Source organism: Ferrimonas pelagia (genome assembly GCF_039543565.1).
GTDB classification, from domain to species: Bacteria; Pseudomonadota; Gammaproteobacteria; order Enterobacterales; family Shewanellaceae; genus Ferrimonas; species Ferrimonas pelagia.
The window spans coordinates 1-21,593 of the sequence record NZ_BAABJZ010000082.1 but is presented as its reverse complement, the minus strand read 5'-3'; the positions used below and the strand labels follow the sequence as shown (position 1 = coordinate 21,593).

At 55.1% G+C, this 21,593-nt stretch carries 14 protein-coding genes; 8 read left to right on the top strand and 6 right to left on the bottom strand.

Annotated elements, in window-relative coordinates; all coding sequences use genetic code 11:
• Positions 1 to 120: 120 nt before the first annotated feature.
• Positions 121 to 540 (top strand): DUF4920 domain-containing protein, encoded by a 420-nt coding sequence (locus ABEA08_RS12590; RefSeq protein WP_345335679.1) that lies wholly within the window; start codon positions 121 to 123, stop codon positions 538 to 540.
• 1,024 nt (positions 541 to 1,564) lie between these two features.
• Positions 1,565 to 4,231 (top strand): GH92 family glycosyl hydrolase, encoded by a 2,667-nt coding sequence (locus ABEA08_RS12585; protein WP_345335678.1) that lies wholly within the window; start codon positions 1,565 to 1,567, stop codon positions 4,229 to 4,231.
• A gap of 174 nt (positions 4,232 to 4,405) precedes the next feature.
• Here ABEA08_RS12585 and ABEA08_RS12580 read toward each other — a convergent pair whose 3' ends face one another.
• From ABEA08_RS12580 to ABEA08_RS12560, 5 genes are all read right to left on the bottom strand, one after another.
• On the bottom strand, positions 4,406 to 5,932 hold the full coding sequence (locus ABEA08_RS12580) for a sulfatase-like hydrolase/transferase (RefSeq protein WP_345335677.1): 1,527 nt from the start codon (positions 5,930 to 5,932) through the stop codon (positions 4,406 to 4,408).
• Positions 5,933 to 6,303: 371 nt separating this feature from the next.
• Positions 6,304 to 6,645, bottom strand: coding sequence for a hydrogenase maturation nickel metallochaperone HypA/HybF (locus ABEA08_RS12575; protein ID WP_345335676.1), 342 nt, complete (start codon positions 6,643 to 6,645; stop codon positions 6,304 to 6,306).
• 65 nt (positions 6,646 to 6,710) lie between these two features.
• Positions 6,711 to 9,416: an FAD-dependent oxidoreductase gene (locus tag ABEA08_RS12570; protein WP_345335675.1), complete on the bottom strand. Its 2,706-nt coding sequence runs from the start codon at positions 9,414 to 9,416 to the stop codon at positions 6,711 to 6,713.
• A gap of 29 nt (positions 9,417 to 9,445) precedes the next feature.
• Positions 9,446 to 10,120, bottom strand: a complete 675-nt coding sequence (hypB, locus tag ABEA08_RS12565) for a hydrogenase nickel incorporation protein HypB (protein WP_345335674.1) — start codon at positions 10,118 to 10,120, stop codon at positions 9,446 to 9,448.
• A 302-nt stretch (positions 10,121 to 10,422) separates the two neighbouring features.
• The gene (locus ABEA08_RS12560) at positions 10,423 to 11,649 is read right to left on the bottom strand and encodes a DUF5692 family protein (protein ID WP_345335673.1); all 1,227 of its coding nucleotides are present in this window, start codon (positions 11,647 to 11,649) and stop codon (positions 10,423 to 10,425) included.
• A 744-nt stretch (positions 11,650 to 12,393) separates the two neighbouring features.
• Between ABEA08_RS12560 and ABEA08_RS12555 the strand changes: the two genes are divergently transcribed.
• From ABEA08_RS12555 to ABEA08_RS12535, 5 genes are all read left to right on the top strand, one after another.
• Positions 12,394 to 13,245 (top strand): hypothetical protein, encoded by an 852-nt coding sequence (locus tag ABEA08_RS12555; protein WP_345335672.1) that lies wholly within the window; start codon positions 12,394 to 12,396, stop codon positions 13,243 to 13,245.
• Between the two features lie 68 nt (positions 13,246 to 13,313).
• A complete protein-coding gene (locus tag ABEA08_RS12550) occupies positions 13,314 to 13,877 on the top strand; it encodes a chalcone isomerase family protein (RefSeq protein ID WP_345335671.1) in 564 nt (187 codons plus the stop codon).
• A gap of 57 nt (positions 13,878 to 13,934) precedes the next feature.
• Positions 13,935 to 15,404 carry an OmpP1/FadL family transporter gene (locus ABEA08_RS12545; protein ID WP_345335670.1) on the top strand — a complete coding sequence of 490 codons (1,470 nt, stop codon included), beginning with the start codon at positions 13,935 to 13,937 and terminating at the stop codon, positions 15,402 to 15,404.
• 333 nt (positions 15,405 to 15,737) lie between these two features.
• Positions 15,738 to 17,057: a sulfatase-like hydrolase/transferase gene (locus tag ABEA08_RS12540; RefSeq protein WP_345335669.1), complete on the top strand. Its 1,320-nt coding sequence runs from the start codon at positions 15,738 to 15,740 to the stop codon at positions 17,055 to 17,057.
• A gap of 662 nt (positions 17,058 to 17,719) precedes the next feature.
• On the top strand, positions 17,720 to 18,856 hold the full coding sequence (locus ABEA08_RS12535; RefSeq protein WP_345335668.1) for a hypothetical protein: 1,137 nt from the start codon (positions 17,720 to 17,722) through the stop codon (positions 18,854 to 18,856).
• A gap of 104 nt (positions 18,857 to 18,960) precedes the next feature.
• Here ABEA08_RS12535 and ABEA08_RS12530 read toward each other — a convergent pair whose 3' ends face one another.
• On the bottom strand, positions 18,961 to 19,119 hold the full coding sequence (locus ABEA08_RS12530; RefSeq protein WP_345335667.1) for a YqaE/Pmp3 family membrane protein: 159 nt from the start codon (positions 19,117 to 19,119) through the stop codon (positions 18,961 to 18,963).
• A gap of 347 nt (positions 19,120 to 19,466) precedes the next feature.
• Between ABEA08_RS12530 and ABEA08_RS12525 the strand changes: the two genes are divergently transcribed.
• Positions 19,467 to 20,891, top strand: a complete 1,425-nt coding sequence (locus ABEA08_RS12525) for a sulfatase-like hydrolase/transferase (RefSeq protein WP_345335666.1) — start codon at positions 19,467 to 19,469, stop codon at positions 20,889 to 20,891.
• Positions 20,892 to 21,593 lie beyond the last annotated feature (702 nt).

The following is a 21,593-nucleotide window of genomic DNA, read 5'->3' as shown; positions in this document are numbered from 1 at the left end:
ATTTATCCGATGGCCACGTGAGGGCTGGCGGACAACCAAGTTGAGGCGATGATGATGCAGAGGATCCGATCTGGGTGGTTGATACATGGGCTCCAGGCTTTGAGCTTGGCGATGTTGAGTATGGCGGTTTGGGCGGCGCCGCTGCAATTTGGCGATCCGGTTGATCTGAAGGCGGAGATCCCCATTGCGCAGTTGATGGCAGAGCCGGATCAACATCTAGCGGCCCCAGTAACGGTGCGCGGTACGATTGAAGGCGTGTGCCAGAAGCGTGGCTGCTGGATGGCGTTGACCACCGACGAGAGATATCCGGCGCTGCGGGTGAAGGTGCGTGACGGCGATATGGTGTTCCCTGTGAGCGCTAAGGGGCGGGTAGCCGTAGCCACCGGCACGTTGCACAAGCGCGAGTTGGATCTGGAGGGCACGCGCAAGCATTTGGCCCATCAGGCGGAGGACGCCGGCGAGGCGTTTGATCCGGCCAGTGTGACTGAGCCAATGGCGTTGTATCAGTTGAGCCCCAGCGGAGTGACCATTCTGGAGTGAAGCGCTTGAGGTGATCGCTCGGGGTGAAGGCTGTATGGAGCGTGCGATATCTGCGTGTAAAGACGAGACTCGCATGAGCTCTTGGGGCTTCGCTGATGGCCCAGCGGCGCTCGGCGGTATGCATTAGTGTCAGCAAAGGGGAGTCTCAACAACACGGGGATGTGGGTGGGCCTTTCATCTCGTGGCGGTTTGGTGCTTTCCACGAGACGATTGTTGTGGCGTCCCTCGCCGCTAAGCGAGCAATGCTAGAGGGGGCTGAACCATGGTGCGCTGGTGTTTAGCGCCGCAAAGTCATTGGCGAGAGTATGGCAGTAACAACACTCAATGACCGCTTCATCCCTCCTGAGCGTTAGCGAACCCCGGTTGATCATTGCTTGATTGTACTGCTTTCAGTGGGCGATTTTCCGAGTGGGTTTGCCGATCTTTCCACTCCCGATCCCGTGTCACGAGATCAGGCCAACGCACAGATATAAGGTTCCCTGGATGTGAGCAATAACGCTCATTGATGAGCCTTTTGGCCGCTTGCAACATCAGCACTGATCGCCGCTTGAGCATGAGGATCGCGTCAATGGCGCTATCGCTGCACAGAAAGCTGCGCCACCTTCGTAAGTCGCGTCATAACCGGTCAATGAGACTGCGCACGATCAGCGCTGAGTTTCGGTTTTGGCTCAGCCTCAATGGTGGATCGGATCGTTGCCTTAAAGCGCAAACTACTCTGGGGCTGCTGTGCAATGTTGATGTGGGATGCTTGTCTTTGCTTGGCCTATTTTCTTGTTTTAGTTCAAAGCGTTATGTTGATTTAAATTTACGCTGAGTCCATCAAGGACAGCGGGGGTAAACCCATGTATAAACAGGCAGCAATGGTCGATTTCACGGGGACGTGATCTCGTACCAATAACCAATAAAGCGTGGCTCACACGCTACAGTTTCCATTTTCATGGTTGATAACGCTTTTATGAGACAAGCCCCCTATACACACCTTGCCGGTCGATGGTTACGCCGGTGCTTTTTAACGCTGGGGCTGGTGGCCCCACTTTACGCCGTGGCTGACGCGCCGACCCGCCCGCTTAACCTGGCACCGCTGGCCGAGGTGAGTGGCGATGGTGAACACCTGCGGGCCTTGGTTGATGGCATCAAACTGAAGGATGGCCTGGGGGAGTGGATCGGCGGCAGCCCGAACAAGTGGCACGGCGAGATTGATTACCCCTCGGTGACTCTGACCTGGCCCAAGCCACAGACCGTCAACACCGTGGTGATCTACGATCGCCCCACGCTGGATGAGCACATGGCGGCGGCCGTGCTTACCTTCAGCGATGGCAGCAAGGAGCACCTCTTTGCCGTGCCTAATGATGGTTCGGCCCTGGAGTTAGTGTTCGAGCCACGTACGGTGGAGTGGATGCGGCTGGATGTGGTCGATGGCGTCGGTACCCAGATCGGCCTGTCCGAGCTGGAGGTGTTTCACCAGCCCGGCGCCCCGCTGACCGAGCTTAAGCCGCGCCTTGAGCTGAGCGATTGGGTCTCCCACGTGGATCCCACCATCGAAACCGGCCGTGGCCGCTGGTTTTTCAGCACCCCGGGCAGTCGTCCCTTTGGCATGGTGTCAGCCGCGCCGTACACCCGCAATAAGAATCAGGGCGGTGGCGGCTACAACTACAACAGCGATGAGATCTTGGGTTTTACTCAGATCCACAACTGGATCATGTCCGGGATCAACATCATGCCCACCACGGGTGAGGTGGATCCCCGCCTTGGTGAGCAGGGCTGGAAGTCCAAGTTCTCCCACGATAATGAGATCATCGAAGCGGGCTACCATAAGGTCTTTCTGGATCGTTACCAGACTCAAGTGGAGTACACCTCCACCGATCGGGCCGCGTTCTACCGATTGAACTATGAGCAGGACGCCAAGGCCAATCTGTTGCTGCAACTGGGGGGCTTTGTCGGTGCCGCCAGCTATGTTGATCCCAAGGTGACGCTGGTGTCGCCGACCCGGTTGGAGGGCTCCCATGGCATGACCGATCGCCTGTGGGGCGGGCCACGCCTGTCCCACGTGTTCTTTGTGATCGAGCTGGATCGCCCCGTCGACCGGATGGATGGCTGGGTTGGGCCTGAGCAGCGCTTTACCGATATTCAGTCGTTTGACAATCCGCTGCCCGAAGGGCGCATCGTCAAAGACAACCACAGGGATCACATCACCCAGTTTATGTTCCAGGACGTGCCCGAGGAGCGGGCAGGCGTGGCGCTGGCGTTTGACGCTAAGGCCGGCGAGGAGGTGAAGGTGAAGATCGGGATCTCCTACACCAGCCTGGAAAACGCGCGCAAAAACCTCGAAGCAGAGCTGCCGCACTGGGATTTTGATCGGGTTCGGCAGGAGTCCCGCGACGAGTGGAACGAGTGGCTGGGCAAGGTTGCGATCCAAGGTGGCAGCGAAGACACCCGCATCAAGTTCTACACCGATCTCTGGCACGTGCTGCTGGGTCGCCACAAGATCGACGATATCAACGGCGAATACCCCAGCTACATGGGCAAGGGGGATGAGCGGGGGATCGTGCCGCTGACCGTTCAGCGCGTGCCGCTGGATGAGGATGGCCAACCGAAACACCATATGTACAACTCGGATTCGCTGTGGCTGACCATGTGGAACCTCAACATTATCTGGGGCCTGGGTTGGCCTGAGGTGATGGATGAGTTTTCCGCCTCGATGGTGGAGTACGCCCGCATTGGCGGCACCTTGCCGCGCGGGCCTTCCGCTGGTGGCTATACCCACATCATGTCCGGTAACCCGGCCAGTAGCTTGATCACCGCGACCTGGCAAAAAGGCCTGCTGACCAAGGTGGACGCCGATGAGGTCTATGATGCGATGAAGCGCACCCACCCGCGCCGGATCAAGATGCGCAATGCCGGGATCGCGGTGCAGGGCTCCTTCGAATACTGGGCCCTGGCGCAGATGGCGAAGGAGACGGGGCGTGACCAAGACGCCGCCGAGTTTATGGCCCAGTCGCACGAGTGGAAACGCTTCTACGATCCGGACAAGAAACTGCTGTCTGGCAACTGGATGGAAGCCAATGACTGGCAGGGCACCTTTGGTGTGTCCCACGATATCCCCGGTTTGAGTGCGCTGATGGGCGGCGATGAGGTGCTGGCCCAGATGCTGAACCACGCGTTTGAGACCGAAAGGGACTCCGATTTTGTCTTTTCTTATGGTGAAGGCAAGATCAGCTACGCCAACCAGCCGGGGCTTTCCAGTGCCCATGTCTTTAACCACGTCAATCATCCCTGGCTCAGCCAGTACTGGGTGCGTCGCGTCAGCCAGCAGGCTTACGGCGGCACGAATCCCAATATCGGCTATGGCGGCCACGATGAAGATCAGGGCCAGATGGGCGGCGTCAGTGCACTGATGAAGATGGGCTTGTTCAGCCTGCGCGGCACCTCCTCAGCCGAGCCGCGCTATGAGCTGACCGCGCCGGAGTTTGATGAGATCCAGATCCAGTTGGATCCGCGTTACTATGACGGCGAGATGTTCACCATCAAGACCTACAACAACGCCCCGGAGCACCCCTACATTCAAAAGGCCAAGCTTAATGGTAAGCCATTGAACAGCTATTGGTTCTCCCACGAGGCGTTTGCCGCGGGCGGGGTGCTGGAGCTCTGGCTCGGTGCCGAGCCGAATAAGGATTGGGGTGTCGAGCCCTGATCGTGTGGCGCTCGGCTCTGGCCGCGTAACGTGACGTGAACGGGGGCGAACGCTGGCCTCTGTTGAGCGACGCGTGTTGCTGCGGCGAAAATGAAAGACCCAGGCAGTTTGCCTGGGTCTTTTTCTATCTTGGCTCGTCAGGGTCCGCTTTGTGTCGATCCCCGGTTGGTTTGCTTAGTCGCGTACTAGGGCGTCGATGGTGGCGCGGGCCTTGGCGCGGCGCACTTCATTGGCTTCCATCGCGGCATCCAGCACGTCCTGCGGGATCTTCTTTCTCGCCTCGACGTCGAGGTGGCCGTTGTAGTGGGGGTATTCGGTGCGGTTGCGGCCCCAGCGCGGCAGCTCATTGTCCGCATCCCAGGCTTGGTAAGCTGCGAGCAGGCGGGCGGCTTGATCCGGATGGGTTTGCGACAACTCATGTTGCTCTTCCATATCGGCGCTGAGGTTGAACAGCACCGGCGCTTGTTGGTTATGGAAGTTTTGGTTGTACAGCTTCCAGTCGCGATCCCGCAGCGCCCAACCGCGGGAGTTGGCCCAGAACAGGAAACGGTCATCCAGTTGCTCCTGCTTACCGGTCAACAAAGGCAGCAGGTTTTCCCCTTCCAGTTGCCAATGGGGCTGTTGCTCGATGCCTGCGGCCGCCAAGGAGGTGGCTAGGATATCCAAAGCGATGACGGGCTCGTCGATCCGCTGCTCCGGCAGGATGGTGCCCTTCCAGGTGGCGGTAAAGGGAATGCGAATGCCGCCTTCCCAGAAGCTGCCTTTTTCGCCGCGCAGGGGGGTGTTGAGCGAGAAGTTGTCGTTGAGTTTGCCGCCGTTGTCGGACAGGAAGAAGATGATGGTGTCTTCCATCAGGCCTTCGGCTTCTAACTTGTCGACGATCTTGCCGATGTTGTTGTCCATGTTGTAGTTCATGGCCACGGCTTTGCGGCGGTTCTCATCCTCGATGTGGGCGAAGCGATCCATGTCGATTTGGCGCGGCTCCATCGGGCTGTGGATGGCATTAAAGGCCACGTAGAGGAAAAAGGGCTGCTCTTTATGACGTTCGATGTAGTCGACCGCCTCATCGCCGAATTTGTCGGTCAGATACTCGTCGAAGTTGCCTTCCAGTTTGCCGTTACGGTACATGGCCGCTTCCGGCTTGTAGTCGAACTTGGCTTCGTTCATCGGTCCAACATAGTAGGTGGCGGCGCCGTTGTTGAAGCCGAAGAACTCTTCGAAGCCGCGGTTGTGGGGCCAGTATTCGGCGGGATCGGCATCATGCCATTTGCCGATCATGCCGGTGCGGTAGCCTTCATCAAACAGGTAGTTGGCGAAGATCGGGGTGTTGATATCCAGACCGGCCGGCACCTCGGCGTCGCGGGAGTAGGGCGTCACGATATCCTGATAGCCAAAGCGTTGCTGATAACGGCCGGTCATCAAACCTGCACGGGAGGGGCCACAAACGGTGCCGGTGACATAACCGGCAGAGAATGAGGCGCCCAGGGCCGCCAGTTTGTCTAGATGGGGGGTTTCGACGTCGGTGCTTTGATCTTGAAAACCGGTATCGGCGTAGCCGAGATCATCAGAAAACAGCAGGACGACGTTGGGACGACGGGGCTCGTCCGCCATGGTTTGTTCAGGGGTGGAATGGCTGCAGCCGGTGAGGACCAGAGCACAGGCGGCGCTCAGTGTGCCGAGTCGCCAGGATGGAAGCGTCATATTATTTCCTTCTTGTTTGAGATGACGGCGGTTCTGTCCGTTCAGAGATGGGGGCAATCTCAGGTTCTCTGATCGGGTCTGTTAGTTTGGCTTGTACTCGGCGGTGGGGGGGCCGTGCGCCCGAGCAAGGCTCTGGCACTATTACCGCTGCGCGGTATGGGGTCAAAGAGAAAGCGAGATCCTGGCGTTGGGCAATGTTGTTTGTGTGAGCTCGGTAGCGCGGAAATTATGAACTGTTAAATGGCGTTTACAGCCTCGCGGGGTTCTGAGTGCTGTTGTTCTACACGGCGCTGGCTGGCATTGCCGCGTGGGGGAGAGCTGGGGTAGGGAAGAGGCTCGGTGTCACACCGAGCATTATCGGGGCAATGCGATCATCGCGCTGCGATCTCTTTGATCATAAATTCTTTGCCGGACAGCAGTCCCCACTTTTCACTGTCGCAGCTGGGACAGCGGGAGCGATGCTCCAGCACATTGAACACCTGCTGGCATTGGTGACACAGGCCGTTGGCCGGGATCACTTCGATCTTCAGCTCGGTCTGCTCCAACTCCGTGCCGTCGACGGCGGCTGGGTAACACTCTTTGACGTATTTGGGGATCATCGAACACAGCTGCCCGATCTGTAAGGTGATGCTTTCCACCTCGGATAGCTCATTTTGTTTCACGACGTTGCGCACATTGCGTACGACTTCGATCACCACACCCAATTCATGCATGGTTGGCTCTCCTGACTGCACTGCCCCGCACGATGCGGGGCAGTGAAAGGGATCATCTCAAGGGCTTAGGCGCGCTTGGCTTGATCCGATTGCATTATCTTTTTGATCTTCTTGAACGGCTTGTTGACGGTCACCCGCACCTTGCGCTTGAGCGCGTGCTTGATGATCACCTTCTTCACCGTCTTCAGATCGGCACCGTCGGCGTCGAACACGCGCTCCAGCTTGATGGCACCAAATTTACACTTGGTGGTACAGGCACCACAGCCGACACACATAAACTCGTCTGCTTTCACTGTGCCACAACCCAGACAGCGGGCGGTTTCCGCCTTGATCTGCGCTTCGGTGAAGGTGCCGCGCAGATCGCGGAAGGACTTCTGAGCTTGTTTGCCACACACGTGAGCCGTGGCTTGACGCGGTGCCCGGTCGTAGCCTTGCAGCAACAGGTTCTGCTTGTCGAAGCTGCGGTAGTCGCGTTTGACGCGGCCGATCACCATGCTTTGACCATGCTGCACGAAGCGGTGGATGGAGATCGCCCCTTCCTTACCTTGTGCGATGGCATCGATAGCAAAACGTGGGCCGGTGTAGACATCGCCACCGGTGAAGACGTCTTCTTGTGCCGTTTGGAAGGTTAGCGCATCGGCTTTTAGGGTCTGGTTGCCGTTTAGCTCGGCGTCAGAGCCGGCCAGCAGATCGCCCCAGTGGATGGCCTGACCGACGGAGATCAGCAGGTGATCAGCCGGGATCACCTTGACTTGAGCGTCGTCGAAGACCGGCGCAAACTTGCCTTGCGCGTCGAGTACGGACAGACAGGCTTTGAATTCAACACCGGTCAGTTTGCCGTTTTCGCTTAGGATCCGAGTCGGGCCCCAGCCGTTGCTGATCAGCACATCTTCGCTTTCCGCTTCCGCGACTTCCTCTTCGTGAGCGGGCATCCGGCCGCGTCCTTCCAGACACAGCAGCTCTACGCTTTCGGCGCCGACTCGCTTGGCGGTACGGGCCACGTCGATGGCCACGTTGCCGCCGCCGATCACCAGGGTTTTGCCCTTCAGCTCAGGGGTGTTACCCAGGTTCACTTCGCGCAGGAAGTCGACCCCGGTTTTCACCTCTTCCACGTCTTCGCCTTCCAGGCCCAGCTTGCGGCCAGCCTGTGCACCAATGGCCACGTAGAAGGCTTTAAAGCCTTGCTCGCGCAGTTGGTCCAAGGTGATGTCTTTGCCCACTTCGACGCCGGTTTGGAAGGTAACACCCATCTCGCGCAGCACGTCGATCTCTGCGTTGATCACGTCTTTTTCCAGGCGGTAGGATGGAATGCCGAGCGTCAGCATGCCACCCAGGGCAGGCTGCTTCTCAAACACGGTGACCTTGTAGCCGTCCATTGCCAAGAAGTAGGCGCAGGTCAGACCCGCCGGGCCGGAGCCAACGATGGCGATCGGCTTGCCATGATCCCAACGCTTTGTCGGGATGTAACGGGTTTCGGCGTTCATATCCTGCTGGGCGATGAACTTCTTGATCTCATCAATGGCGATCGGCTCATCGATGTCGCCACGGGTACAGTCAGACTCACACTTACGTGGACAGATCCGGCCACACACCGCGGGGAACGGGTTTTCCTTTTTGATCAGCGCCAGCGCATCTTGGTAGCGGCCTTGTGCCGCCAGCTTGATGTAGCCCTGAATGCCGATGTGGGCGGGACACTCGGCCTTACACGGGGCAGAGCCCTCTTCGAATACCACGGCCTTGTTGGTGCGGTAGTCCGGGTTAAACTTATCGTCGCCCCATTCGGTATCATGTGGGTATTCACGCTCGGGAGCTGGCGCATCGGTGCTGGCGCACAGCTTTTTGCCCAGACGCATGGCGTTGGTCGGACAGGCTTCCACGCACTCACCACAGGCCACACACTTCTCTTCGTCGATGCGAACCTGGTAGTTGGAGCGGATCATGTCCGGGTTTTGCCACTGGGTCGCCAGACGCATGGCGAAACAGCCACAGCCACAGCAGTTACAGATGGCGTGGGTTTTGCCGGAACCGTCGAAGTTGGGGATGTTGTGCATCAGGCCATTGGCTTCGGCCTGTTTGATCACCTCTACCGCTTCTTCCCGGGTGATCTTCTTGCCACGGCCGGTCTTGATGTAGTACTCGGCGGCATGGCCCATCTGAATGCACATGTTCTCCTTCAGGTGACCACAGCCTTCGCCCATGGCTTCACGGGAGGCGCGGCAGGCACAGTCAGACAGGGAGAATACGTCGTTATCGGCCAGATACTTGGACACTTCCTCGTAGGAGGCACTGCGGGTGTCACCATCGATGGCGGTTTCGATCGGGATCACCCGCATCGGACCTGAGCCGACCGGGATGTTGCCTGCGGCCATTGGCCCACGCTTCTTACCAAAGGCATCAAACGCTTCGCCCAACTGTGGGTATTTGGCGATCAGCTCTTTGTTGTTGACGATCATCTCCATGTGGCCCGGAACCCACACGTCTAGCCAGTACTTGTTGACGCCTTCGACTTCGTTGACGAACGCGCCACCCACGACGGCCAGCTCCCATAGCAGCTCTTCGGTCCGTTCGACGGATTTGCCGCACAGGGGCGCGACATCGGCTGCACTCATCTTTTCGCGCAGCTTCAGTTGCATCCCGGCTTCGGCCATCTCATCGGTCATGATTGGCTCGAGGATCTTGTACTCTGGATCCACTTCAGTGACACCGCCACGTGATCCCCGCTTGGTGCGGCTGATCTTATTGGCAAAGTCCAATACTGTCTCTTTAACCATTGCTGGCTCCATTTCGTTGATTAAATTCTTTACGCGCTTTGCCACACTCGCACTTCAGTGCGCAGCCAATTTGCCCACTGCTCGATGCCTTCACCGGTGCGAGCGGAGATCGGGATCACCTTGATGTTCGGGTTCAGCTCGGTGACGCGCTCGATCACGGCATCGAGATCGAAGTCGAAGTGCTCCATAACGTCGATTTTGTTGATCAACAGCACATCAACCACGGAGAAGATCAACGGGTATTTAAGCGGCTTATCGTCGCCTTCTGGCACACTGAGGATCGCGGCATTCTTGACGGCGCCGGTATCAAACTCCGCCGGGCAGACCAGGTTGCCAACGTTTTCGAGAATGGCCAGATCAAGGCCGTCGGTGCCCATGCCTTCGAGGCCTTGACGGGTCATGTCGGCGTCAAGGTGGCACATGCCACCGGTGTGCAATTGGATCACTTTCGCGCCGGTTTCAGCAATGGTTTGGGCATCGACATCAGAGCTGATATCCGCTTCCATAATGCCGACGTTGGTGTCGTTTTGAAGGGCTTTTAAGGTTTGGACCAGGGTGGTGGTTTTGCCTGAACCTGGGGAGGACATCAGGTTCAGTAGAAAAACGCCGTCTTTTTTTAGATCGTCACGCAGCAGTTCAGCACGTTTATCGTTGTTCTCGAATACGCTTTCTTTGATTTCGAGGATTTTAAATTCGCTTTTCACTTTAAATGCTCCATAACGACGCGGTGTGGCGTGGTGAAATTTTGTTTCAGATCGTTTGTTGTTTTTCAGGATAAAAGTTTTCGATTCGATTTGTTAGGAGGCGGATCACCCTTCTGTAGAGTCATTGCTCTAATTTTAAGTTTAATAACCAGATTATGAAGGCGTAGACAGTCTTTAAATAACGTTTTGAAAATTCTTCACGCGCCAGGTGGAAAAAGAAGGGTAAGCAAAAAAGCCCCCGCCGGGCGAACCGGTGGGGGACTTTGCTTGGGGAGGAGATTGAGAGAGCGTTTTTTCAGAAATTAGGCGGTAGCTTCGACCGCTTTCTTGCTTTTACCGAAAGTCAGGATCCCTTTCTTATAGAAGTAGTACAGCTGGAATACACAGGCGATGTTCAGGATCAAACTCAGCGACGCTACCAACATGGAGGAGGTCTCAGAGCGTGGCAGGATCCACATGTTCTGGGAGTAAAACAGCGGGAAGGAGAAGTAGTACATGAACCACGCAGCCAAGGTAAAGGCGCGGGCCTGTAGCCAGGTTCCCTTCTTAATGAACGCCGCCGGGATGGTCGCCGCCAAGATCACTGCTGCGTGGGCGGAAGCGCCGGTTGGGAAGTTCAGGTAAACGTAAACGATGTTCCAAACGTCGTAGGCGATGATCCACAGACCGGTCATCAAAGGCCAAACCATGTCTTTCTGCGGGCTGTTGTCGGTGTGGATACCTTTCCAGCCGTAGTAGCAGGTGATGATGGACAAGATCCCGGCGGTGCCGTTTAACACGTTAGGAATGTGGCCCATGGAGAAATCTTGCATGACCGCTTCTAGGATGTTGATCGCCAGGAAGGAGGCAGCACCGAACTTGGCCCATTTGTATTTCCACAGCGGGGTAAAGCGCATGCATAGGAAGAACACCGAGGCGCCAACGACTGAGTAGATCTTAGCCCACTTAAACCAATGGGAAATGCCAGTGTATGGCCAGATCCAGATGGTGGCGATAGCAGCAAAGCCCAGGAAGAAGGCCCAGCCGGTCCACGCGTAGTGACGGAAGAGCTCGTTTAGGGCGATCAGGATGATCAGGGTCAAGAAGATGTGGGAGTACGCCGCAAAAGCGCTCCACTTGTGCAGAGAAAACTGCGCATCTTCTGGTACCAGCTCAAAGGTGGAAGCCGGAACGTTGATGTCTACTTCAATCAATTTCTCGTCTGCGATAACCATGATGGCTTTATCAAACAGCGTGATTGGGCTGTTGGCATCAGGTTCGATCACAAGTCGGTCGCCACGGACAGACCAATTGTGCTCATGACGTAAGTCTTGACCGTAGTATTTTTGTTCAATAACAACGGTGCCGTTAGTATCAAACTCCAAGCGTAAGGCCATACCGCCGCCAGCGCCGGTACTTTCCAAAGAGCCTTGGTAAATGCCAATATCTGGCAAGGTGGCTTCATTGGCAGACGCCGTTGGCGCCATCCCAAAGGTGATTAAACTCAGTGCGACCATTAACCATGACCGGCACATACTTACTATCTTCATGCTGCTTTCCTAAGAATCATTAAAAGCCATACGAGCCATGCCTGTTAGCGTTGTCTTCATGATGACTCGCCAATCGAATGGCCGTTAGTGCAATTACTCTAACCTTTTCTACGATAGACAAGTTAACGGTGATAAAAAGCGAAAGAGATCAACTTTCCAAACCTAAGGCCAATAATGGTGGCTTAGGTTTAGATATTTGGCTACGAGGTACAGGTAATTTATCCCTATCGGGTAAACTTTTTACTCAATGGTATAAAATACCGCTCAATTGCTCTACTTGTCGAACTTTGTGATTACTTGTTGAGGGATTGATGACGTATTTAAGTATGGATGGTGTGAGGCAGGGTTGAAAGAAGGCACCTGTGGGCAACATTCTATTTACTGAGGGTCGTGGACTATCAACATTAATCGTTGTTTTATTTTGTCGGATAACCTTCTCTTAACGAATGAGGTTCACCTCTAGTGTCGCAATAACTGTTCTGCTTTTATTGTGGCGCACGCGTTGCGCTGTGTTAAGTGAAAGGGTTATTCCTGTCTGATTTGAATTCGTGAAGGGCGAGGCAAAGTTTCATTAAAAGGCATCTAACTTGATCCGGCTCACAAGCAAAATATAAATGTCACGCATATACTCAGCTCCACATAGAGCTATTGCTCTAATTGTCGTTAAATTTATATTTGATGTCTTTTTACTTAACGGGTGTTCTACATATTATGGATATACCAACTTGGCATTACGTTGCGTCTATGACGACGTACATTGTCTTCTTGATGTTGCTGGTAGAGGGGATGCGTCGCACCCCGCGTGCTACTTTTGTCTTCTGGATCCTGTCTCTCTTGACGGCACCAATTTGGGCTAACAATGTTGAAGGTTGGTTCCGCTGGGCCAAAACCCTGAGCGTACTGTTGCCGACCGCTCTGATCGTAGGCACAGCGCGTCTGGCGCAGCTGTACCCTAACAGCCCTAACAAAGTGCTTGCCTATTTCCGCCGCGACTGGGTGTTGTGGGCCTTCTACGGTGTACTGTTCCTCAATATTGCTGAAGCGACCTTGAAGGATCTGGTGACCGGGAACTACTTCAACTTTGTTGTGGGCTTCCTGCTGTGTATTACGATTCCGTTCCCGCGCCATAAAAATGGTAAGCGTCAATATTGGTTGGTCAGCCGAGATTCCAATGCGGATCTGCTGTTCTACTCCACCGCCGCCTGGAACTTCCTGTACACCACTTGGAACATGGCGTTTGTTTACGGTGAAAGCCCTGCGTTCTTCGCCAGCTCCTTCTGTATCCTGATGGCCGCTGAGCTGTACCCGCTAATCAAGAAACGCCCAGAGCTGTACATCATTGCTCGTGTTTATACCTTGGCCTTCCACATCTTGGCTCGCGCCATGGGCGACATGTTCACGCCAGTTATGGACTCCACCAACTGGTACAACGAGAACGTGCTGCACTGGTGGGGCGTGATTAACCTGGCTCTGATGATCCCGTTCACTATCTGGTACTTCAAGAAATTCAAGCAAGATGGCGAACCGCCTTTCAACTTGGAAGGTAAGCCACCGATCGCTAACGAACTGCCGCAAAACCAACCGGCACGCGCGTAACTCCTCCATTAGAGGGAATGCCCAAACCGGCATTCCCTCTCTCAAAAGCACTAATTCTGTGAGGCATTATGAAGACCAAATCTCTGTTTTTGGCCGCGGCTCTGTCCGTTTCGTCTTTCTCGCTGGCCGCTATGGAGCTGGCCAACGTCAAGCTGTCTGAAAGCATCGAAGTTAACGACCAAGAGCTGGTGCTCAATGGCGCTGGGATCCGAAACAAGTTCTTTATGGATCTGTACGTTGCTGCCCTGTACACCAGTGAAAAAGGCAACAAAGCGGAGCCGATGATCGAAGGCGACAAGCCGATGGCCATCCGCCTCAATATCACTTCCGGCATGATCACTTCCGAGCGTCTGGTTGATGCCATGAACGAAGGCTTTGACGCCGCCACCGGCGGTGATACCTCCGCGATGGAAGCCACCATCGAAGAGTTCATGACCCACTTCGAAGCCCCCACCAACAACGGCGACCAGCTGACCTTCTTCAGCATCCCTGGTCAAGGCCTGGTGGTTAACAAGAACAACGAACTGCTGACCACCGTTGAGTGCGAAGAGTTTCGCAAGCTGGTGATGAAAGTGTGGCTGGGCGACAAGCCAAGCGACCGTCGCCTTAAGCGCGCCATGCTTAAAGGTTAAGCCTGTTTCGAAATACCAAAGCACGACAAAAAAATAACAATACGATAGAGAGATCTAATGAAATTACGAAATAAAGCGTTGATAGTGGCCCTAGCCACTGCGATGAGTGCGCCGACATTGGCTGCTGGTTTCGGCCTTAACTCCCAGTCTGCCAACGGCATGGGCCGCGCCTTTGCTGGTGACGCCATCATCGCCGACAATGCCGCGGTTATGGCTCGTAACCCAGCTGCCATGGCACTGTTTGACCGTCCTGCCCTGTCTATGGGTTTGGCCTTCGTGGATATGGACTCCCGGATCACCAACGCCCACTATGCTGGCGGCTCATTGAATGACATCGATGACGCTGCGCAAAGCAGCTTTATCCCTAACATCCACTACATTCACCCACTGAATGACACGTGGGCCGTGGGGGTTTCCGCCCACAGCAACTTTGGCAGCAAGGGCAGCACCACCAGCCTGTACAAAGGCGCTGACACCGGTATGTTGCCGTACGACCTGATTGGCGATACCGAAGTTGTCTCCATGAACTTAAACGGTAGTGTCTCCTACCGCGTCAACGAATACCTGTCGTTCGGTGCCGGTCTGGATATCATCTACGGTCAAGGCACCTTGACCCGCATGAACGACGCTATGGTTGCCGATGCCGATGGTGTCGCCTTTGGCGGCGTGCTGGGTGCCACCTTCGAGCTGAATGAAAACCACCGTTGGGGTATGAGCTACCGTGTGAGCCCAACCGTTACTGCCACTGGTGATATCGGTATGAACATGGCAGGTCAACTGCCGATTGGCCAAATCACCTTCACAGCTGCCGATTTAAGCGACAATCCATTAGCTGTAGCGATCCCAATCGAGTTTGCTCTGAGCAATTTGAACATGGGGATCAATGCAGACTTTGATGAGCTGGAGCTGCCGATGCCGGATGTGTTCCAGTTTGCCGGTTTCCACCAGTTGACCGACCGCTTTGCCGTACACTACACCGCCCAGTGGACCCAGTGGAGTGCCTTTGACCAAGTGACCGCGCGTGGTGGTTACGGCAGCCTGTCTGGTAGCGCCGACCTGAGTGGTCGCTGTACTTTGCCATTCGGCTGTAATTCGAACATTCCTGGCTTAGGTCTGAGCGCTAATGACATCATCGGCATGCTGCCACCGGGTGGTGAAGTTGGTATCGATGGTATCGCTCTGGGTGACGTCGCCCTGAAAGAGTTCGGCTGGAAAGACTCTTGGATGCTGAGCATTGGTGGTACTTACGACGTGTCTGACAAATTGGCACTGCGTGCCGGTTACGGCCGTGACATGGGTGTCGTTGACCAAATCGAAACCATCTCCTTCCCAGACTCTGATCGTAACTGGTACTCCGTTGGTGCCAGCTACAAGCTGAGCGCAAGCTCCGCTATCGATATGGGCTTCCTGTTCATCCGTGGTGAAGAAGTTAACGTAATCGAAGACTCCAGTTTTGTCGGTCCCGTCAACGCCACCACCATCACCGACGGCAGCTACTACTCCATTCAGTACAGCCGCTTGTTCTAAATTGGTTCTCATCAGCCAATGGAGAAAGATGGGGGGCTTATCACTCCCCTGTTATTCCCTGCAATTCAAGGAAGCCTTCACGGCTTCCTTTTTGGGTTCTGGCTCGGACTGGAATTTCAAATCAGATGCTGTGCTTCTAGGCAGCGACGGACGTGTGATGAAGCGCGCCCATGGCGCGCCAATAGACAGGGCAATGCAAGAGGACATTTGCTTTGTTGAGCGAGGGCAAGGTTTTGCAAAGTTGCTAGATCCCAAGGCGAATGGTGGTAGATTTTTCAGCGACTAACGTACCCAGAGCGAGGTACGGTTCCCAATAAGAAGAAGTGGATAGAGATGACGGCGAAAACCTTGACGATGTCAGCCTGTGCAGCAGCAATGATGGCGATGGCTCCGGCGCAGGCCACTCAGGAAGCGGTAAATTTCATTTGGATCGTCGCCGACGATCTCGGTTACAGCGACGTTGGCTTCCACGGAGCGGAAGATGTTTTAACGCCGCAGATGGACCGTTTGGCTGCGGATGGGGTGATCATGAGCACCGCGTACGTATCGGCTCCGGTTTGCGGCCCGTCTCGAGCCGGTTTCCATACGGGCAAATATCAGCATCGGTTTGGTCATGAGATCTTAGTAAGTGACAGTGGCATGGGCACGCCGCTGGATGAATTGATGATCCAGGAACACCTGCTGACGTTGGATTACCAGACCGGTCTGATCGGTAAGTTCCACGATGGCAAGGCGGAGAAGTATCAGCCACATAACCGCGGCTACGCCGAGACGTTTGCGTTTAACAGCGGGGCCTCGGCCTACTGGGTTGGCGACAACTCAAAGGGGATGCTCAAGCGCAACGGCGTGCCGGTGGAGCGGGAAGATCGCTACCTGACGGATGCCATGGGCCAAGAAGCGGTAGACTTTATTACGCGTAATGCCGATAAGCCGTTCTTCCTGCAGGTGGCCTTTACCGCGCCACACGCGCCGATGCAGGCGACTGAGGAGAAGTTGAAGGAATACGAGCACATCAAGGGTAAGCGTCAGATCTTGGCGGCGATGATCTCCAGCATGGACGACAACATCGGCTTGATCCTGGACTCGCTGGAAGAGCAGGGGCTGGCTGACAATACCATGGTGGTACTGTTTTCCGACAACGGCGGCAAGTTCCAACATGGCGGTGAGAACGGCCCGCTGCGGGGCCAGAAGGGCAGTACCTTCGAAGGGGCACTGCGGGTGCCGTTTGTCGCTAAACTGCCTGGGGTGATCCCAGCCGGCAGTCAGTCGGATGTGATGATCAGTGCACTGGATCTGTTCCCAACCACGGTGAAATTGGCTGGGGGCGAGCTAGATCCGACCTGGGAGTTGGATGGCAAAGACATCTTGCCGGTGCTCAGCGGTGACAGTGATGTGTCGCCACACGAGCGTTTGTTCTGGCGTTTCAACCAACACTGGGCATTGCGCGAGGGTGACTGGAAGTTGATGAAGAGCGGCCGACCCAGCGATCCCATGATGTTGTTTAACATTGCCGAAGACATTGGTGAGGAGAATGATCTGGTGCGGCAGTTCCCGGAGCGGGCACAGGAGATGCGTAAGACCTGGAATGAGATCAGCTCCGAGGTCGGGGGCGCGGCTTGGGGCCGCTATAAAGGTGAAGTTGAGCGTAAGTAGGTCTGTTGAGCCAGCGCTCAGCAACTGTTGAGCAGTATTGATAACAAGCCCGATGTGTGTGCCGCTGGCCACTGTCGGGCTTTTTGTTTATTTGGCGTTTGTGGACGCGTAAATGAACAAGGGCACGCATCGATCTTGGCGACGTTTGGTACGCTTCTGGACGCGTAGGTGACGCAAAGGCGTCAGATCTTAGCGTCAACCCGCTCGTTGAGCGTATTTATTCACCACGAGCTGGGTGAATTTTGTACGGCAGTAAGAGGCGGGATCGGATGTTGCTGTTTTTTAACGTTATAACAATGTGAGTGAGGTCGCGATTTGACGGTTTGTTTTGGCACATGGGGCAAGCGTTGCAGGGTGTTTTTTGTTCAATCAGGGTTAACACGAAAAATGTTCGAGAAAGCGGACACTTAGTTATTTCATTGAGCCTTCGTCAGACTTGCTGACTGACAATGTGCGATGAAATGGTGTTCGAATGTCGTTGATATTTAATACATTCTCAATATCTCAAGTGAATATTGCTCATGCGGTGGCGGTAAGCCTTCTGCTACTGTGCTGCTCCTGGTTCAGGAAAGGTGTTGTTGTGACGCCTTTGTTGGTATGAATTTTGACCGTGTGCATTTGACGTAGGGATCTCTCATTTGCCGTTTTGATGAGGAGTAACGATGAAAAAGCAATGGCTAGCCACTGTAGTGGCCGCAACCCTGGTTTCAGGTTGTGGCTCTGACAGCAGCAATAGCAATGGCGGAGGCGATCTTCAGCCACCGGTACCCGGGCCGACCAGCCTGAATCTGTCGGTGATCGACCGTTGGGATCTGGCTCAACGCAGCGTTGATGATGCGGCCGCACCGATGCGTCAGGATTGCCATCATGACAAGTGCCTAGATGATCTGGAAAAGGTTAACATCGCCTTCAACTATGTCTTCTTGAAGCCGATCGCCTCGTTGCCCGGTGAGGAAGAAACCTGCGATCAGACCGGTGAGTGTGAGCCCTACCATGTGTATTTCGAAGATCAACCCGATCACCTGCGCATGCTGGAAGTGAAGGATGCCAACGGCGGCAGCGCAGATGTACTGTTTGAAGGCTTGGCGATGTCGCCGGGCACTTATGAGATGTGCCTGTACATCAACGGGAAATATGAGTCCGGCGTCGAGCCGAACGTTCGTCACGATTCTCACGTGGTTGAGCACAGCGGTGTGGTTGATCATCTCACTACCCCCTCTCAGGGCGCTTGTGCCGGTGCTAAGCCACCAAGCGATGTGCGTGACAGCGGCCGCCTGGTGAGCCAGCGATTTGATATTGTGGCCGGGGACAATAACCTGGCGGTGTTGTTCGATCTGGAGAACAGCCTGCAGTACAACAAGAACAATGGTTGGCGCTTCCTGGGTAACAAGAACTTAGAGATCCGCCACGTTGAGCGCGAGTACGGCGATATCTTAGGGACTGTGGCGGGGACTGAAGTGCGGGATCAGTGTTTGCGTGAGCGCGGCAGTAGTGTCGAAGCGGTGTACCTCTACCCGCACAACACGGCCGCTCATGAGATGCTGGGGTATTACAGCCGCGCCGGTGCGACGGTACAGAATCGTCCGCTGGCCGATGCTCTGCTGGTGACCTCGGAGGGCGTCGATAATCTGGGCCACTTCTCTTTCCATGGCGTTGAAGCGGGTGAATATAACCTGGGGTATAGCTGCACGACGCAAAACGATACCCCTGAGATCGAGGGAGATGGCTTCCGGATCCACGCCAGTCTCGGCGGGCTCCAGGTCGAAGGTGGCGTGATCAAGCACGTTGCTTTCGAATAGGCTCTGTCGAGTCAGTCAATGACCGGAACAACAGTCCAAAGCCCGTATCGCTCTGCGATATGGGCTTTTCTTTTTCTGGCTGATGCGACTGGGCCGGCTCTTGCTTATTGAGTGACGACCCAAAGGGCGTGAATGATCCCTGGAACCCAGAAAAACAGGCAAAGCACCACGTTGATCAGCAATTGCTTATTGGCGCCACTTTTCAGGAAGACCGCCAGAGGGGGTAACAAGATGGCGAGGATCACTAACAGGAGTTTATTCATGGTCGATACCGTGGTTGAGCAATATATATTGAGCAATATAAGTTGAGTATAGACAAGACGATCCGGGCGATGGCGATGCATAGGCGAAGAGTCCTGTTCGTTTGTTCTATCGGGCGAACGCTGCCCTGGCGCTCGTTGCACCTCTGTCATAGCGGCTTCGGCGAAGCAACACCTGCGGGGCGTCGCAATGGGTTGTCGTGGCTTTGTGCCGTGGTTGTCGTCATCATTTAGGGCTGACTCTAATAACCGTGCAAACCTCTGCAAGTTTTATTGGCCTTGCATCACTGGGTTGGTATGTAAGACGCAGCTTGGCGAATTTGTGCCAATCCAACCATTAGGAATTTTTCATGCGTTGTACATTTCAAATTGTGGCGGTCGCTGCCTCAGTCTTAGCTCCGTTAGCGCACGCGGCACAGCCGAACATTGTGGTGATCATTACCGATGATCTGACCTACGCGGGCTACAGCTATACCGGCAATGCTAATGTCGTTACGCCTCATGTTGATCAGCTCATCCAGGACGGGGTATTCGTCGAGCAAGCCTACGCCACCCACGCGGTGAGTGCGCCTTCACGGGCAGCGTTGATGACCGGTCGCTACCAGTCTCGTTTTGGCTACGAGACGCTGACGGGCAATGATAAAGAGGGCCGTAAACTGGATTATGGGGTCTCGACAAAGGAGATCTTCCTGTCAGAGGTCTTGGCTGAGCAAGGCTACAATACCGGCGCCTTTGGTAAGTGGCATCTCGGGGTCAATGATCACTATCAGCCGAATCAGCGGGGCTTTGATTATTTCTTTGGCTTTCCGGGCGGCAGTAGCTACAGCAATTGGAACCGGTTGGTGGAAAATGGCGAACCGGTAGAGGGCGAGGGCTATATCACCGATGCGTTGGGCGATCAAGCCACCACCTTTATTGACGCACATAAGGATGAGCCATTTTTCCTCTACTTTGCCCCGTTCAGTGTCCACGCACCCTACGAGGTCAGTGCAGAGTACCTGCCGGAGGGCTTTACCAAGACACGGGTACCCAAGCCCAAAGGCGAACACGGTGATCCACAATCCTTGGCTGACGCGCAGATCGTTTACGATGCAATGATCGTCTCGTTTGATGCTCAGGTGGGGAAGATCACCGAAAAGCTGAGAGAATTGGGTCTGGAAGAGAATACGTTGGTGATCTTGACCAATGATAACGGCGGCTCAACCTTGCACCCCAATGGCGAATTCAGTGGCGGTAAGGCATCGCTCAACGAAGGCGGGCTGCGGATGCCGTTTGCGGTTAAATGGCCTGCCAAGTTGGATGCCGGACAGAGCTATGGCGATGGCATCGTTTCTAATTTAGATATCTTCCCCACGGCGGTGGCGGCGGCAGGTGGTGCGATGCCGGACGATCGGGATTACGATGGCACGGATCTGCTGCCGTACCTAACCGGACAGGCACAAGGCAGTCCGCGTCAGGAGCTGTTCTGGCGCTCTGGGCGTGGCCACGCTGTGCGTTGGAACAATTACAAGCTGTTGTGGGAGTCGGACCGCAATGCGATGGACCAGGCGTTTGTTGAGCGCCATGACCGCAAGCGTCGTAAGCAGGATCTGCCACTATATGAACTCAAGGAGCTATACACGGCGCCGCGTTTGTATGATCTGAGTCAGGATGTGGCAGAGCAGAATGATCTGGCCCGGAGTCACCCAGAGGTGGTGGAGTCGCTGCTGAAAAAGATCGAGTCGTTTGACCGTTTGCGGGTCGAAGATAAGATCCAAGGCGAGGCGACACGCTAAGGTTTGCTCCGGCAATCGAGTCTGGGATGAAGCGCCTGAAACGGCGTGGCTAGACAGAGCACTTTCCGCACTGCTGTGCCGTTTGTGCGGTGATTGAATAAAGCCCAAAGGCCCGATGTGCCTTTGGGCTTTTGGTTTGTGCATGCTCAATGTGTCGGCGGACTGTATGACGTCGTTTTAGGGCAATGGCCCAGTGAGCGGCTGTTGGTCTCTTTCGTTTTAACGTCCACCCAATGCCTGTTTGCCAAATTTCTGCAGCAGTTACAGCGGCGTTGGCTTCGAGCTTTGTCGTCGAATCTCAACAGTGAGTTGACGCACAGATCTGGTGAGGACCGGCCTTGGCCTTGACTGGGGCTGGAATGACCCCGGCAGACGATGTGAACTCGGCAGCGTGCGGTGTTGAACGCCGTGTTGTTTGCTGCAGGCATCGGCATTCGTGCTCTGAATAAGGATTTTTGCTGGATCTCATGGTGCTTTTGATATGACGAAGATAGCGCAGGTTGTGGGTTATTTCGACAGCAGCCGAGAGTTGGTGGATCGACATGATCAGGAATGTTGTTCTGCCAGCAAGAGGTCAGGGCGGGAGCATACTTTGATCACAATTCACCCAAAGAACACTTTCGCCCTGTAATCGTCATCCCAGCCTGCCCGTTTAAGCTTGTTGCGCTGACTGGGTGAGCCGCAATCACACTGCTTGAGTAT

Excerpts from the sequence above, each read along its gene's own strand:
- ABEA08_RS12530 (WP_345335667.1), bottom strand. The coding sequence starts at position 19,119 with ATGAATAAACTCCTGTTAGTGATCCTCGCCATCTTGTTACCCCCTCTG.
- ABEA08_RS12590 (WP_345335679.1), top strand. The coding sequence starts at position 121 with ATGGCGGTTTGGGCGGCGCCGCTGCAATTTGGCGATCCGGTTGATCTG.
- ABEA08_RS12555 (WP_345335672.1), top strand. The coding sequence starts at position 12,394 with ATGACGACGTACATTGTCTTCTTGATGTTGCTGGTAGAGGGGATGCGT.
- ABEA08_RS12535 (WP_345335668.1), top strand. The coding sequence starts at position 17,720 with ATGAAAAAGCAATGGCTAGCCACTGTAGTGGCCGCAACCCTGGTTTCA.
- ABEA08_RS12560 (WP_345335673.1), bottom strand. The coding sequence starts at position 11,649 with ATGAAGATAGTAAGTATGTGCCGGTCATGGTTAATGGTCGCACTGAGT.
- ABEA08_RS12575 (WP_345335676.1), bottom strand. The coding sequence starts at position 6,645 with ATGCATGAATTGGGTGTGGTGATCGAAGTCGTACGCAATGTGCGCAAC.
- ABEA08_RS12525 (WP_345335666.1), top strand. The coding sequence starts at position 19,467 with ATGCGTTGTACATTTCAAATTGTGGCGGTCGCTGCCTCAGTCTTAGCT.
- ABEA08_RS12550 (WP_345335671.1), top strand. The coding sequence starts at position 13,314 with ATGAAGACCAAATCTCTGTTTTTGGCCGCGGCTCTGTCCGTTTCGTCT.
- ABEA08_RS12540 (WP_345335669.1), top strand. The coding sequence starts at position 15,738 with ATGACGGCGAAAACCTTGACGATGTCAGCCTGTGCAGCAGCAATGATG.
- ABEA08_RS12570 (WP_345335675.1), bottom strand. The coding sequence starts at position 9,416 with ATGGTTAAAGAGACAGTATTGGACTTTGCCAATAAGATCAGCCGCACC.
- ABEA08_RS12580 (WP_345335677.1), bottom strand. The coding sequence starts at position 5,932 with ATGACGCTTCCATCCTGGCGACTCGGCACACTGAGCGCCGCCTGTGCT.
- ABEA08_RS12545 (WP_345335670.1), top strand. The coding sequence starts at position 13,935 with ATGAAATTACGAAATAAAGCGTTGATAGTGGCCCTAGCCACTGCGATG.